The organism is Aeromonas sp. L_1B5_3 (genome assembly GCF_963866575.1).
In the GTDB taxonomy this organism is placed as follows: domain Bacteria; phylum Pseudomonadota; class Gammaproteobacteria; order Enterobacterales; family Aeromonadaceae; genus Aeromonas; species Aeromonas jandaei.
Genome location: NZ_CAWMDN010000079.1, coordinates 12,092 through 24,287, shown reverse-complemented (window position 1 = coordinate 24,287; position 12,196 = coordinate 12,092). Strand labels below are relative to the sequence as shown.

The following is a 12,196-nucleotide window of genomic DNA, read 5'->3' as shown; positions in this document are numbered from 1 at the left end:
TAAGGGGGTAGAATCGACCCCCTTTTTGGGTCTTGCCTTCTTACACACCGGATTTCCATGAAAAAAACACGCGCTTTTTTAAAATGGGCCGGGGGAAAATACTCCCTGGTTGAAGAGATCGCCGAGCGTTTGCCAGCCGGGCGTGTGTTGCTGGAGCCTTTCGTCGGGGCCGGTTCTGTCTTCCTCAATACCGACTACGACGCCTATGTGCTCAATGACATCAATCCGGATCTGATCGCCCTCTATAACCATCTCAAAGAGACGCCGGATCATTTCATCGACGAAGCGCGCAAGCTGTTTGTGGCCGAGCATAACCACAAGGCTGCCTACTACCGGCTGCGTACCCAGTTCAACCAGACCGATACCAGCTTCGAGCGCTCCCTGCTGTTCCTCTTCCTCAACCGCCACGGCTTCAATGGTCTGTGCCGTTACAACAAGAAGGGGGGCTTCAACGTCCCGTTCGGTTCCTACAAAAAGCCCTACTTCCCGGAGAAGGAGCTGTGGGCCTTTGCCGAGAAGGCGCAGAAAGCGACTTTTATCTGCCAAAGCTACGCCGATGCCATCAAGCGGGCCGAAGAGGATTGGGTTATCTACTGCGATCCTCCCTATGCGCCGCTCTCGACCACGGCGAGCTTCACCACCTATGCAGCCGGCGGCTTTACGCTGGACGATCAGGCGGTACTTGCCCGTCTGGCGCGGCACACCGCGGCCCATAAGGGCGTGCCGGTACTGATCAGCAATCACGACATCGAACTGACCCGCGAGCTCTATCGCGGCGCCCGTCTCGACGAGATCCTGGTCAAGCGCACCATCAGCCGCAACGGTGGTACCCGCAACAAGGTAGCCGAGTTGCTGGCGCTCTATCCGCCCGGAATCGAACCGGAGCAGGGCTACTACCCCAGCGACAGCGAGCTGTTGCCGCTGAGCTAGCAACAAGACGGCACCTTCGGGGGCCGTTTTTGTTTGGCGAGCCGACCTGAATGGAAGCAGGGGAGGGGATTGTCCCATTTCTCCCGCTTTCGAGTCGTTTTCGCCCGTCATTTACGTTAAAATTGCGCCGCTTTTTCTCCCTGGCTGCCAATGGATGATGCTGATGAAAGACTTTCTGATTGCCCCCTCGATCCTCTCTGCCGATTTTGCCCGTCTGGGTGACGATGTAGCCAAGGTACTGGCTGCCGGTGCCGACGTGGTTCACTTCGATGTGATGGACAACCACTATGTCCCCAACCTGACCATTGGCCCCATGGTCTGTCAGGCGCTGCGTGACTTTGGTATCGAGGCACCCATCGACGTGCATCTGATGGTCAAGCCAGTGGATCGCATCATTCCCGATTTTGCCAAGGCGGGTGCTTCCCTCATCACCTTCCATCCGGAAGCCTCCGACCATGTTGACCGCTCTCTGGGCCTCATCAAGGAGATGGGCTGCCAGGCGGGTCTGGTGCTCAATCCGGCTACCTCGCTCTCCTGCCTCGAGTATGTGATGGACAAGCTGGACGTGATCCTGCTGATGTCGGTCAACCCGGGCTTCGGTGGCCAGAGCTTCATCCCCGGCACCCTCGACAAGCTGCGTCAGGTACGTCGCCTGATCGACGAGAGCGGCCGTGATATTCGCCTCGAGATCGATGGCGGGGTCAAGGTCGACAATATCCGTGAAATCGCCGAAGCGGGTGCCGACATGTTCGTCGCCGGCTCTGCCATCTTCGGCAAGCCCGATTACAAAGCGGTGATCGACCAGATGCGTGCGGAGCTGGCTCATGTCAAACGCTGAGCGCGCATTTGACCTGGTGCTGTTCGATCTGGACGGCACCCTGATCGACAGCGCCGCCCAACTGGCGCTGGCTGTCAATCTGACTCTGGCTGATCTGGGTCTGGAACAAGCTGATGAAGCGGTTATCCGTACCTGGGTCGGCAATGGTGCCGACAAGCTGATCCAGCGGGCCCTTGCCTATCGCGAGGCCGACCCCGAGCTGTTTGCCAAGGCCCGTCCGATCTTTTTCCAGCACTACAACGCCTGTTTGCTGCAGGGACTGGCAATGTATGATGGGGTTGCCCGGAGTCTGCGCCGCCTGCAAACCCTGGGCTACAAGCAGGCGATCGTCACCAACAAGCCGAGCGATTTTGTCGCGCCTATTCTTGATGCCCTCGGTATCAGCGATTGCTTCGCGCTCTGGCTCGGTGGCAACTGCGTACCGGTCAAGAAGCCGAGCCCGGAGCCCTTGCTGCACGCCTGCCAGGAGCTGGGAGTGAGTCCGGCTCGTACCCTGATGGTGGGTGACTCCGAAAATGATGTGCTGGCTGCCAAAGCGGCCGGCATGAAGGTGGTGGGGCTCACCTACGGTTACAACTATGGCCGCCCCATTGCCGACTCCCGGCCCGACTGGGTGTTCGAACACTTTTCCCAGCTCGATGCGCTGCTGAGCTAAGCGCGCCGCCGGACTGGCTGAATTACAAGGATTACTACTCTCATGACCAAACCAATCGTATTGAGCGGGGCGCAGCCCTCCGGTCAGCTGACCATCGGCAACTACATGGGGGCCCTGCGTCAGTGGGTCAACATGCAAGATGAGTACGACTGCCTCTACTGCATCGTCGACCTGCATGCCATCACCACCCGCCAGGATCCGGTTGCCCTGCGTAAGGCCTGCCTCGATGCGGCTGCCCTCTATCTGGCGGTCGGTATCGATCCCAAGAAGAGCACCGTTTTCATCCAGTCTCACGTGCCGCAGCACGCCGAGCTGGGCTGGATCCTCAACTGCTACACCCAGATGGGTGAGCTGTCGCGCATGACCCAGTTCAAGGACAAGTCCGCCCGTTTCGAGAATAATGTCAACGTCGGCCTGTTCGGTTATCCGGTGCTGATGGCAGCTGATATTCTGCTCTATCAGGCCAATCAGGTGCCGGTCGGCAACGACCAGAAGCAGCATCTCGAGCTGACCCGCGATATCTGCACCCGTTTCAACAACCTCTATGGTGAGGTGTTCACCATGCCGGAGCCCTTCATTCCGACCGAAGGGGCGCGGGTGATGAGCCTGCAGGATCCGACCAAGAAAATGTCCAAGTCGGATGACAACGAGGCCAACTTCATCGGCCTGCTGGAAGATCCCAAGCAGATCGTCAAGAAGATCAAGCGTGCGGTAACCGACTCCGACGATCCGGCCGTGGTGCGTTTCGACCCGGAAAACAAACCGGGCGTCTCCAACCTGCTGACCCTGATGTCCGGTGTGACCGGTCGCTCCATCCCCGAGCTGGAGCAGCATTTCGAAGGCAAGATGTACGGTCACCTCAAGACCGAAACCGCCGAGGCGGTTGTCGCTCTGCTGGAGCCGATTCAGGCCCGTTTCAATGAGCTGCGTCAGGATGAGGCCCATCTGATTGCGATTTTGGCCGAAGGGGCACAAAAGGCGCGTGAAAGGGCTGAAAAAACTTTGACCAGCGTATATGATGTAGTCGGCTTCGTTCCTCGAGCCTGACATACTGGGAAGGTGTAGTAGAAGAGAGCTGGGTATTTGCCTGGCTTTCTTTATTTTCCCCAGCTCTATTTTTGTTTGATTTTATTATTCCAACCCGGGATATATCCCCAAGAGTACCCATGTCTGTTCAACCGAATATTTCAATTGAAGAGCTGAGTGACAAAGGTCACTGGCTGCGCAAGTTTCGCAAGGCGAAAAACCTCAATACCCTGCAATTGATGGTCTCCAATGCCATCGACAAGCATCACAAGACCGCTGCCATTGCTGCCGCCATCTATCTGGCCGAATGTCAGCGTGAGCGGGAAATGGAGCAGGGTCGTTTTCTCGATCGTTAATTCTCCGCTGCTGGTTATCTCATGTTGCTGTTAATTGATAACTACGACTCCTTTACCTGGAATCTGGTGCAATATTTTGGTGCGCTGGGTCAGGAGGTAGAGGTCAGACGCAATGATGAACTGACGCTGACCGATATCGAGCAGTTATCTCCCCGTTTTCTGGTTATCTCTCCCGGCCCCTGTACTCCCAACGAGGCTGGTATCTCTCTCGACGCCATCACCCATTTCGCTGGCAAGCTGCCCATTCTCGGCGTCTGCCTTGGTCATCAGTCGCTGGCGCAGGCGTTTGGTGCCCGCGTGGTTCGCGCGCGTCAGGTAATGCACGGCAAGACCTCCCTCATTCGCCATCGCGGCGAAGGGGTATTCTGCGGCCTCAAGGATCCCTTGCGGGTGACCCGTTATCACTCACTGGTCGTGGAGCGCGAGACGCTGCCCGACTGCTTCGAGATCACCGCCTGGAGCGAGCATGCTGATGGCTCGTTCGACGAGATCATGGGAGTGCGTCACAAGACGCTCAACATCGAGGGTGTGCAGTTCCATCCGGAGAGTATTTTGAGCGAACAGGGTCATTTGTTACTGGCCAATTTTCTGACCTGTTCATAAAAAGTTGTGACCGCCTTCTCAATATCGAGAGAAGGCAAAAAAAATTTCTCTGACACTTTATTCACCCCCTCTCCTGCCCAAATTATCTCTTGCCAAGCCCCCCTGAGTCGTTATGCAATGCGGTTGCCTAAAATATCAGGGGCAGTCGAACATTGTTCCTTACAGGCCCTCTTGTTACAGACTTTTTACTTTATTTCTGTGATAATCCCGTCACGTTTACACGGATTTAACTTTTGGGCGGTGGATTATTCTGTCGCCGAATCGAAGGAGAGCTATATGTCAGAGTTGTTGGCAGTGACACGTGAAGTGTTTGATGAAGTGATGGTTCCCAACTATGCGCCGGCCAAGATCATCCCGGTTCGTGGCGAAGGATCACGTGTCTGGGATCAGGATGGTCGCGAGTATGTCGACTTTGCCGGGGGCATTGCCGTAAACGGCCTTGGCCACTGCCATCCCAAGCTGGTCGAGGCCCTGAAAAGCCAGGGCGAGAAGCTGTGGCACCTCTCCAACGTGATGACCAACGAGCCGGCCCTGCGTCTGGCCAAGAAGCTGGTCGCAGCCACCTTTGCCGACAAGGTCTACTTCTGCAACTCCGGCGCCGAGGCCAACGAGGCCGCCCTCAAGCTGGCCCGCCGCTACGCCATCGAGAAGTTCGGTGAGCAGAAGACCCAGATCATCGCCTTCAATCAGGGCTTCCACGGTCGCACCTTCTTTACCGTCAGCGTCGGCGGTCAGGCTGCCTACTCCGATGGTTTCGGGCCCAAGCCCGGTGACATCACCCACGTCCCCTACAACGATCTGGCCGCGCTGGCTGACGTGATCTCCGACAACACCTGTGCCGTGGTGATGGAGCCGCTGCAGGGGGAGGGGGGCATCATTCGTCCCACCGACGAGTTTGCCAAAGGGGTGCGCGAGCTGTGCGACAAGCACAATGCCCTGCTCATCTATGACGAAGTGCAGTCCGGTGTCGGTCGTACCGGCGAGCTCTACGCCTATATGGGGCTTGGTGTCACGCCGGACATCCTCACCAGCGCCAAGGCACTGGGTGGCGGTTTCCCCATCGGCGCCATGCTGACTACCAGCGAAATAGCCTCTTACCTGAAAGTGGGCACTCACGGCTCTACTTACGGTGGCAACCCGCTCGCCTGTGCGGTGGCGGAAGCGGTGATCGATGTGATCAACACCCCGGAGGTGTTGGCGGGTATCAAGCAACGCGAGCAGCTGTTCCGTGATGGGCTTGAAGCCATCAATGCCAAGTACCACTGCTTTAGCGAAATCCGCGGCAAGGGGCTGCTGCTGGGCGCTGCTCTGAGCGAAGAGTACAAGGGGCGCTCGCGCGACTTCCTGCTGGCCTCCATCGATCAGGGGCTGATGGCGCTGGTTGCCGGCACCAACGTGGTTCGTTTTGCTCCTTCGCTGGTGATCCCGGAAGCGGACATCAAGGAGGGGTTGGCCCGCTTCGAGAAGGCGGTCGCCCAGGTGGTTAACGCCTGATCCAAATTGAGGTGGGGAGCCCTCCCGGCAGGAGCCGGGACCCCACCTGACGTCAATGAAAGGGAGTTGTCATTTATGTTGGTTATCCGTCCCATCGAGCAAAAAGATTTTGCCGGGCTCAAGACCTGCGCCATCGAGTCCGGCACCGGCATGACCTCGTTGCCCGTCAACGATGAGCTGCTGCAGCGCAAGATCGACGCTTCTACCCAAACTTTTTCCGACAAGCCGGCCGGCAAGGGGGACTGCCTCTACTTCTTCGTAGCCGAGGATCTCGAGACCGGCGAGATGGTTGGGACCTGCGCCATCGATGCGGCAGTCGGTCTCTCCCAGCCGTTTTACAACTATCACATCGGCAAGGTGGTGCACTCTTCGCCCAAACTCGGTATCTACAATGTGGTCGAGACGCTAACTCTCTCCAACGACTACACCGGCAATACCGAGCTTTGCACCCTGTTCTTGCGCGAATGTGCCCGCGAGGGGCTCAACGGCCGCCTGCTCTCCAAGCACCGTTTTCTCTTTATGGCCGAGCACCCGGAGCTGTTTGACGAAACCGTCTTTGCCGAGATGCGCGGCGTTTCGGATGGCAATGGCCACAGCCCCTTCTACGAGTGGCTGCAGACCCATTTCTTCTCGATGGACTTTCCCACCGTCGACTATCTCACCGGGATCGGCAAGAAGCGCTTTATCGCCGAGCTGATGCCCAAGTACCCCATCTACGTCAACTTGCTGAGCAAGGAGGCGCGCGCCGTCATCGGCCAGACCCACGAGAAGACCCGTCCGGCCATCAAGATGCTGCAGGACGAGGGATTCGTGAATCGCGGCTATGTCGATATCTTCGATGCGGGGCCGGCGGTCGAGTGCGAGTTGAAGAACATCCGCAGCGTGCGTCGCAGCCAGAAACTGCGGGTGCTGGTGGGCGAGCCCATCGGCGGCCGCACCCACCTGCTCTGCAACAGCCGTTTCGAACAGTACCGTGCCTGCTACGGCAATATCCGGGTCGATCTCGACAAGCATGAGGCCATCATCCCGCCCAAGATGGCGGCAGCACTCAAGGTGCAGGATGGCGACATGGTGCGGGTAGTCGACCTCGACTGAGGCAGACAGGACCAGCAAACCGATTATCAAGCAGGCAGCCGAGGCTGCCTGTCAGCGACAGGGAGTGAATGGATGAGCCAGTTAGTGCAATTTATCGACGGTCAGTGGCTTGCCGGTGAAGGCAAGCCGTTCGAGTCACGGGATCCGGCCAAAAACGAGGTGATCTGGCAGGGCGCTGCCGCCAGTGCGGCTCAGGTCGATGCGGCCGTCAAGGCCGCCCGCGCCGCCTTCTACCACTGGTCTGATATGGATCTCGAGGATCGCCTGACCATAGTGCGTCGCTATGCCGACCTGCTGGGTGAGCACAAGGAGGCGCTGGCACTCACCATCGCCCGCGAAACCGGCAAACCGCTGTGGGAGACCCGTACCGAAGTGGCCGCCATGCAGGGCAAGATCGCTATCTCCATCCGCGCCCATGACGAGCGCACCGGTACGGTGGAAAACCCCATGCCGGGCGCCAAGGCGTTTGTCCGTCACAAGCCCCACGGTGTGGTGGCGGTCTTTGGCCCCTACAACTTCCCGGGCCATCTTCCCAACGGTCATATCGTACCGGCGCTGATCGCGGGTAATGCCGTGGTGTTCAAACCCTCCGAACTGACCCCCATGGTGGCGGAAGCCATGCTCAAGGTGTGGCAGGAGGCGGGGCTGCCCAAAGGGGTCATCAATCTGGTGCAGGGCGAAGTCGAGACCGGCAAGGCGCTGGCTGGCAACCCCGATATCGATGGCCTCTTCTTTACCGGTTCCTCCCGTACCGGTCATTTCCTCCATCAGCAGTTTGCCGGCCAGCCGGGCAAAATTCTGGCCCTCGAGATGGGTGGCAACAACCCGCTGATCGTGAAAGAGGTGAGTGACATCGACGGCGCTGTCCATGCCATTATCCAGTCGGCGTTTATCACCTCCGGTCAGCGCTGCACCTGCTCGCGTCGCCTGTTTGTCGAGCGCGGCGAGCGTGGCGATGCGCTGGTCAAGCGACTGGTCGAGGTGGTGGGCAAGATCAAGGTCGGCCTCTACGACGCCGCCGAACAGCCGTTTATGGGGGCGATGATCAGCGAGAAAGCGGCGATTGGCATGGTCGAGGCACAAACCAACCTGCAACAGCTGGGCGGTGAGAGCCTGCAGGTGCTTGAGCACCTGAAAGCGGGCACCGGCTTTGTCTCCCCGGGCATCATCGACGTGACTGCGGTCAGCTCGCTGCCGGACGAAGAGTACTTCGGCCCGCTGCTGCAGCTCATTCGCTATGACGATTTCGATGCGGCCATCGATCTGGCCAATGCCACTCGCTACGGCCTCTCGGCCGGTCTGCTGGGTGACAAGGAGGCGGACTGGAATCACTTCTTCAAGCGGATCCGCGCCGGCATCGTCAACTGGAACAAGCCCATTACCGGTGCTTCCAGTGCCGCGCCGTTTGGCGGTATCGGCGCTTCCGGCAACCACAGGGCGAGCGCCTACTACGCTGCTGACTACTGTGCTTATCCTGTTGCATCCGTCGAGGATAGCAAAGCGGCAATGCCGGAGCAGCTGTCTCCCGGTCTGAGCTTCTGACAATAACAAAACGGGGCATCCGGCGGGTGCCCCAACCTGTACCCGCAATCAAAGGAAAGAGAGATGCAAAAGGATATCGACACCCTGTTCAGTCATCTGTGGGACAACTACATCAAGGTGACGCCGAGCGCCCTTAAAGTGCATGCCCTGCTGGGGGGCGGTGAGCCCATCATCAACGACCACATCGCCTTTCGGACCTACAACCTGCCCAAACTGAGGTTGGAGAAGCTGGCCGCCCACTTTCTGGCGCTGGGTTACGAGCAGAAGGGGGAGTATGTGTTCAAGGCGAAGAAGCTCAACGCCAAACACTTCGAGCACAAGGATCCCGATGCTCCCAAGGTGTTTATCAGCGAGCTGAAGGTCGAAGAGCTCTCCGCAAGCGCGCAGGCCATCATCCACAAGCTGGCGGATCAGGTGCCCGAGCATCTGACCGATACCCCGGCATTTCTCTACGCCGGAGCCCCCTGGCAGGTCTCTTACGCCGACTACCAGACCCTGCTGGCGGAGAGCGAGTATGCGGCCTGGATGGCAGCCTGGGGTTATCGTGCCAACCACTTCACGGTCAATATCAACAAGTTGAAGGACTTCGATACCATCGAGCAGGTCAATGCGGCGCTCAAGGCTGCAGGTTTTGTCCTCAACAGCGTGGGTGGCGAGGTGAAGGGGGATCCGCAGGTCATGCTGGAGCAATCCTCCACCATGGCCGACAAGGCGGATGTGCCGTTCAGCGATGGGGTGCGCACCATCCCGAGCTGCTTCTACGAATTTGCCCTGCGCTACCCGCAGCCAGATGGTGTGCTCTATCCGGGCTTCGTCGAGGCGTCGGCCGACAAGATCTTCGAATCGACCAACGCGATGTAAGGGTCGGTGACCGGCACGGGTTGTGCCGTGCCACTTGGCATGAGAACGCCTCCCCTGTGGAGGCGTTTTGTTTGGCGCGGGTGGTGATGCCCTCTTAGGTTATCAATGACTTAAGAGGAGATGGGGTATGGGTTTTGCTGGTGTTTGGTGTGGCCGAATTGTTGATAAAAATGTGAACGAGATCACTCGATACGCCACAGATTGACGCAGGCAAGCGTGCAAAAAGGAGTAGAATGACGCTTTATTTTTGCGGGGCCAATCGATGCCTAACTATCACTTTTTCAAGCAAGGTCAGTCGCTTACCTATCTCGATGCGAATGCGCCCAGCTATAGCGATGAGCGTCGACATCTGGTTGCGCAGGGTTTTGCTGCCATTGCTGCGCCCACCTTTGCGGATAGTCCGAGCAAGGCGCTGGAGCTGCTGTGCGCTCATCAGAAGCAGCATGAGTTGCATGCCGATGGCTTTACTCTCACGGTGTCTGAAGTACCCGCGTCTGCGGCTCCCTTCTCGGGCAAATAGGTCGGGCAAACAGGCGCCAGCCAGTTACGAGTCGGGGAGCTGTCAGGCTCCCCGAAAATGATTGCAGTTGTGCCCTGGCACGGTGGCGATGTCCCTGTTATCTCGGGTGCCACTCTCCCTCAAGCACCAGCACGGTATCCATACCTGCCGCCTTGCCTGCCTCAAGCCCGATCTGGGTATCTTCAAACACCAGACAGTTGGCCGGATTGGCCCCCAGCTGTTCGGCTACCTGCAAGAAGGTGTCCGGGTGCGGCTTGTGGTTGATGACGTCATCGGCGCTCACCACCACAGAGATATAGGCATCGAGACCGGTACTCTTCAGGATCGACTCCGCCTGATTGCGCGGTGAACCGGTACCAATCCCCATCGGCACCTTGCCGTGGTAGTGCCTGACCAGCTCCCACATCCGGGGGAAGACGCTGACCTTGTCGATATGCTCCATATAGAGGGCAATCTTGCGGCGGGCGAAGGCGGCGGTGTCTACCTCCAGTCCCTGCTGCTCGGCCAGCATGGCGATGATCTTGCGAGTCGGAATGCCGCCGTACTGGTAGAGCTGCTCGCGCTTGAAGGGGATGTCGAATTCGGCGCAGGTGAGCTCCCAGGCATCGAGGTGGAGGGGCATGGAATCAACCAGAGTGCCATCCATATCGAAAATCAGGGCATCATAGTGATCAAACCGGTACTGCTCGCTCATGGGGACTCCTTGGCTAAATAGGGCAGGCTAGCAGATCAGGGACCTGGATTGTGGGATCGGCCTCATGGTTGAGGATGGCCGGCCGTGGTTTTTTCTCTCTCTTGCTGATTTGTGAGACAATAATTCGCTCAATGCCGGATCCTTTGGCATATCAGATTAGCGAGTCCTCTTATGTCCCCGAAAACCATCTTCTCGAGTGTGGCGCTGGTGATCGCACTGGGATCACTGGAAAAAAGCATCGTCACTACCCCGCTGCCCATGATTGGCGCCGAACTGCATGCCGGTGGCGCCCTCACCTGGGTGGTCACCGCCTACCTGTTGGCAGCCACCGCCGTGTTGCCCCTCTACGGCAAGCTGAGCGATCTCTTTGGTCGGGTGCGGATGCTCAATATCGGCATCGGCCTGTTTCTGGCGGGCTCGGTGGCCTGCGCCCTCTCCCAGGATCTGCAGACCCTGCTGGCAGCGCGTGTGCTGCAAGGGCTGGGGGGCGGCGGTCTGATTGCCCTCGCGTTTACCGTGATTGCCGACACCATTCCGCCGCGGGAGGTGGGCAAGTATCAGGGCTACATTTCGGCGGTCTATGCGGTCTCCAGCATCGCCGGCCCCTTGCTCGGCGGCTACTTCACCGAGCAGCTCAGCTGGCGCTGGATCTTCTGGATCAATCTGCCGCTCGGGGCGCTGGCAGTCTTTCTCATCAACCGCAACCTCAAGCAGCTCAACGTGCGTCGCCACAGTCGCTTCGACTGGAAGGGGGCGGGTCTGCTGATTACCGTCACCACGCTCACCCTGTTGCTGCTCTCGCCGGAGGCGGCGTTACCTGCCGTCTGGCTCTCGGCAGCGCTGGGCGTTGCACTGCTGCTGCTGATTCTGATTGAACGGCGTGCCCACGACCCCATATTGCCTGCCCATCTGGCGCGGTTGCCCGGCTATCTGGTGAGCGTGCTGCTGGTGATGCTCTCCCAGTTGCTGATGTTTGCCGTGCTGGTCTATCTGCCGTTGCAGATGCAGTGGCAGAAGGGGATGAGCGCCAGCGAGAGCGGCACCATCATGGTTATCTTCATGATTTGCATCACTGCCGGCGCCTTTGTCGGCGGCAAGCTGATTGGCCGTACCGGCCACTACAAGAGCTTTGTCGCGGTGGGCTTTGGCCTTGCGGCGGTGGCTCTGTGGCAGATCCACTTCGATGCCTGGGTCAGACTGGCGCTCGGGTTTGCCGGTATTGGTCTCGGTCTGGTGCTGCCCGCCCTCTCGGTAGTAGTGCAAAATGCCCTGCCACGGCAGGATCGCGGCATCGGCATGTCGCTGTTCAACTTCGGACGGGAGCTCGGCGGTGCCGTCGGCGTGGCCATCTGTTCCATGCTGTTCCACTTGCGCCTGCCAGCCGGCAGTGATGGCGATCTGAGCCGGCTCGCGCCCGATCTGCTGGCCCCGGGCTTCAGCGCGACCTATATCGGCATGGCACTGATCGCCACGCTGGCGCTGCTCATCACCCTGTTGGCGTTGAAGCGCCATGAGCTGGCCTCCATCAGCGCCTGATTTGGCCTGCGCCGACATTGGCTCACCATAGATAGCATCAGGGCTC

Annotated in this window: 13 protein-coding genes; 12 read left to right on the top strand and 1 reads right to left on the bottom strand. The window is 58.9% G+C overall.

What is annotated here, in order from left to right; genetic code table 11:
- Window positions 1-57 precede the first annotated feature (57 nt).
- From AACR93_RS04740 to AACR93_RS04690, 11 genes are all read left to right on the top strand, one after another.
- Entirely contained in the window at window positions 58-930 is an 873-nt protein-coding gene (locus AACR93_RS04740; RefSeq protein WP_043850133.1) for a Dam family site-specific DNA-(adenine-N6)-methyltransferase, read from the top strand.
- 163 nt (window positions 931-1,093) lie between these two features.
- Window positions 1,094-1,768, top strand: a complete 675-nt coding sequence (gene rpe / locus AACR93_RS04735) for a ribulose-phosphate 3-epimerase (protein ID WP_041210023.1) — start codon at window positions 1,094-1,096, stop codon at window positions 1,766-1,768.
- Entirely contained in the window at window positions 1,755-2,423 is a 669-nt protein-coding gene (locus AACR93_RS04730; protein WP_040066901.1) for a phosphoglycolate phosphatase, read from the top strand. The genes rpe and AACR93_RS04730 overlap by 14 nt, the downstream gene beginning before the upstream one ends.
- A gap of 42 nt (window positions 2,424-2,465) precedes the next feature.
- Window positions 2,466-3,470 (top strand): tryptophan--tRNA ligase, encoded by a 1,005-nt coding sequence (gene trpS, locus AACR93_RS04725; RefSeq protein ID WP_019446357.1) that lies wholly within the window; start codon window positions 2,466-2,468, stop codon window positions 3,468-3,470.
- A gap of 119 nt (window positions 3,471-3,589) precedes the next feature.
- Entirely contained in the window at window positions 3,590-3,805 is a 216-nt protein-coding gene (locus AACR93_RS04720; protein ID WP_019446358.1) for a hypothetical protein, read from the top strand.
- Between the two features lie 21 nt (window positions 3,806-3,826).
- Window positions 3,827-4,408 (top strand): aminodeoxychorismate synthase component II, encoded by a 582-nt coding sequence (locus tag AACR93_RS04715; RefSeq protein ID WP_019446359.1) that lies wholly within the window; start codon window positions 3,827-3,829, stop codon window positions 4,406-4,408.
- A 276-nt stretch (window positions 4,409-4,684) separates the two neighbouring features.
- A complete protein-coding gene (locus AACR93_RS04710; RefSeq protein ID WP_043850132.1) occupies window positions 4,685-5,902 on the top strand; it encodes an aspartate aminotransferase family protein in 1,218 nt (405 codons plus the stop codon).
- A 75-nt stretch (window positions 5,903-5,977) separates the two neighbouring features.
- Window positions 5,978-6,997 (top strand): arginine N-succinyltransferase, encoded by a 1,020-nt coding sequence (gene astA, locus AACR93_RS04705; RefSeq protein ID WP_043850131.1) that lies wholly within the window; start codon window positions 5,978-5,980, stop codon window positions 6,995-6,997.
- A gap of 72 nt (window positions 6,998-7,069) precedes the next feature.
- Entirely contained in the window at window positions 7,070-8,539 is a 1,470-nt protein-coding gene (gene astD / locus AACR93_RS04700; protein ID WP_043850130.1) for a succinylglutamate-semialdehyde dehydrogenase, read from the top strand.
- Window positions 8,540-8,602: 63 nt separating this feature from the next.
- Entirely contained in the window at window positions 8,603-9,400 is a 798-nt protein-coding gene (locus AACR93_RS04695) for a DUF1338 domain-containing protein (RefSeq protein ID WP_043850129.1), read from the top strand.
- Window positions 9,401-9,662: 262 nt separating this feature from the next.
- Window positions 9,663-9,920: a hypothetical protein gene (locus AACR93_RS04690; RefSeq protein WP_043850128.1), complete on the top strand. Its 258-nt coding sequence runs from the start codon at window positions 9,663-9,665 to the stop codon at window positions 9,918-9,920.
- A gap of 97 nt (window positions 9,921-10,017) precedes the next feature.
- Here AACR93_RS04690 and AACR93_RS04685 read toward each other — a convergent pair whose 3' ends face one another.
- Complete coding sequence (locus AACR93_RS04685; RefSeq protein ID WP_043850127.1) at window positions 10,018-10,614, bottom strand: HAD family hydrolase; 597 nt, start codon at window positions 10,612-10,614, stop codon at window positions 10,018-10,020.
- Window positions 10,615-10,785: 171 nt separating this feature from the next.
- Between AACR93_RS04685 and AACR93_RS04680 the strand changes: the two genes are divergently transcribed.
- Entirely contained in the window at window positions 10,786-12,150 is a 1,365-nt protein-coding gene (locus tag AACR93_RS04680; RefSeq protein ID WP_043850126.1) for an MDR family MFS transporter, read from the top strand.
- Window positions 12,151-12,196: the final 46 nt, after the last annotated feature.

Coding starts and splice junctions, on each gene's coding strand:
- AACR93_RS04680 (WP_043850126.1), top strand. CDS start 10,786: ATGTCCCCGAAAACCATCTTCTCGAGTGTGGCGCTGGTGATCGCACTG.
- AACR93_RS04695 (WP_043850129.1), top strand. CDS start 8,603: ATGCAAAAGGATATCGACACCCTGTTCAGTCATCTGTGGGACAACTAC.
- AACR93_RS04715 (WP_019446359.1), top strand. CDS start 3,827: ATGTTGCTGTTAATTGATAACTACGACTCCTTTACCTGGAATCTGGTG.
- AACR93_RS04720 (WP_019446358.1), top strand. CDS start 3,590: ATGTCTGTTCAACCGAATATTTCAATTGAAGAGCTGAGTGACAAAGGT.
- AACR93_RS04710 (WP_043850132.1), top strand. CDS start 4,685: ATGTCAGAGTTGTTGGCAGTGACACGTGAAGTGTTTGATGAAGTGATG.
- AACR93_RS04740 (WP_043850133.1), top strand. CDS start 58: ATGAAAAAAACACGCGCTTTTTTAAAATGGGCCGGGGGAAAATACTCC.
- trpS (WP_019446357.1), top strand. CDS start 2,466: ATGACCAAACCAATCGTATTGAGCGGGGCGCAGCCCTCCGGTCAGCTG.
- AACR93_RS04685 (WP_043850127.1), bottom strand. CDS start 10,614: ATGAGCGAGCAGTACCGGTTTGATCACTATGATGCCCTGATTTTCGAT.
- astD (WP_043850130.1), top strand. CDS start 7,070: ATGAGCCAGTTAGTGCAATTTATCGACGGTCAGTGGCTTGCCGGTGAA.
- rpe (WP_041210023.1), top strand. CDS start 1,094: ATGAAAGACTTTCTGATTGCCCCCTCGATCCTCTCTGCCGATTTTGCC.
- AACR93_RS04730 (WP_040066901.1), top strand. CDS start 1,755: ATGTCAAACGCTGAGCGCGCATTTGACCTGGTGCTGTTCGATCTGGAC.
- astA (WP_043850131.1), top strand. CDS start 5,978: ATGTTGGTTATCCGTCCCATCGAGCAAAAAGATTTTGCCGGGCTCAAG.
- AACR93_RS04690 (WP_043850128.1), top strand. CDS start 9,663: ATGCCTAACTATCACTTTTTCAAGCAAGGTCAGTCGCTTACCTATCTC.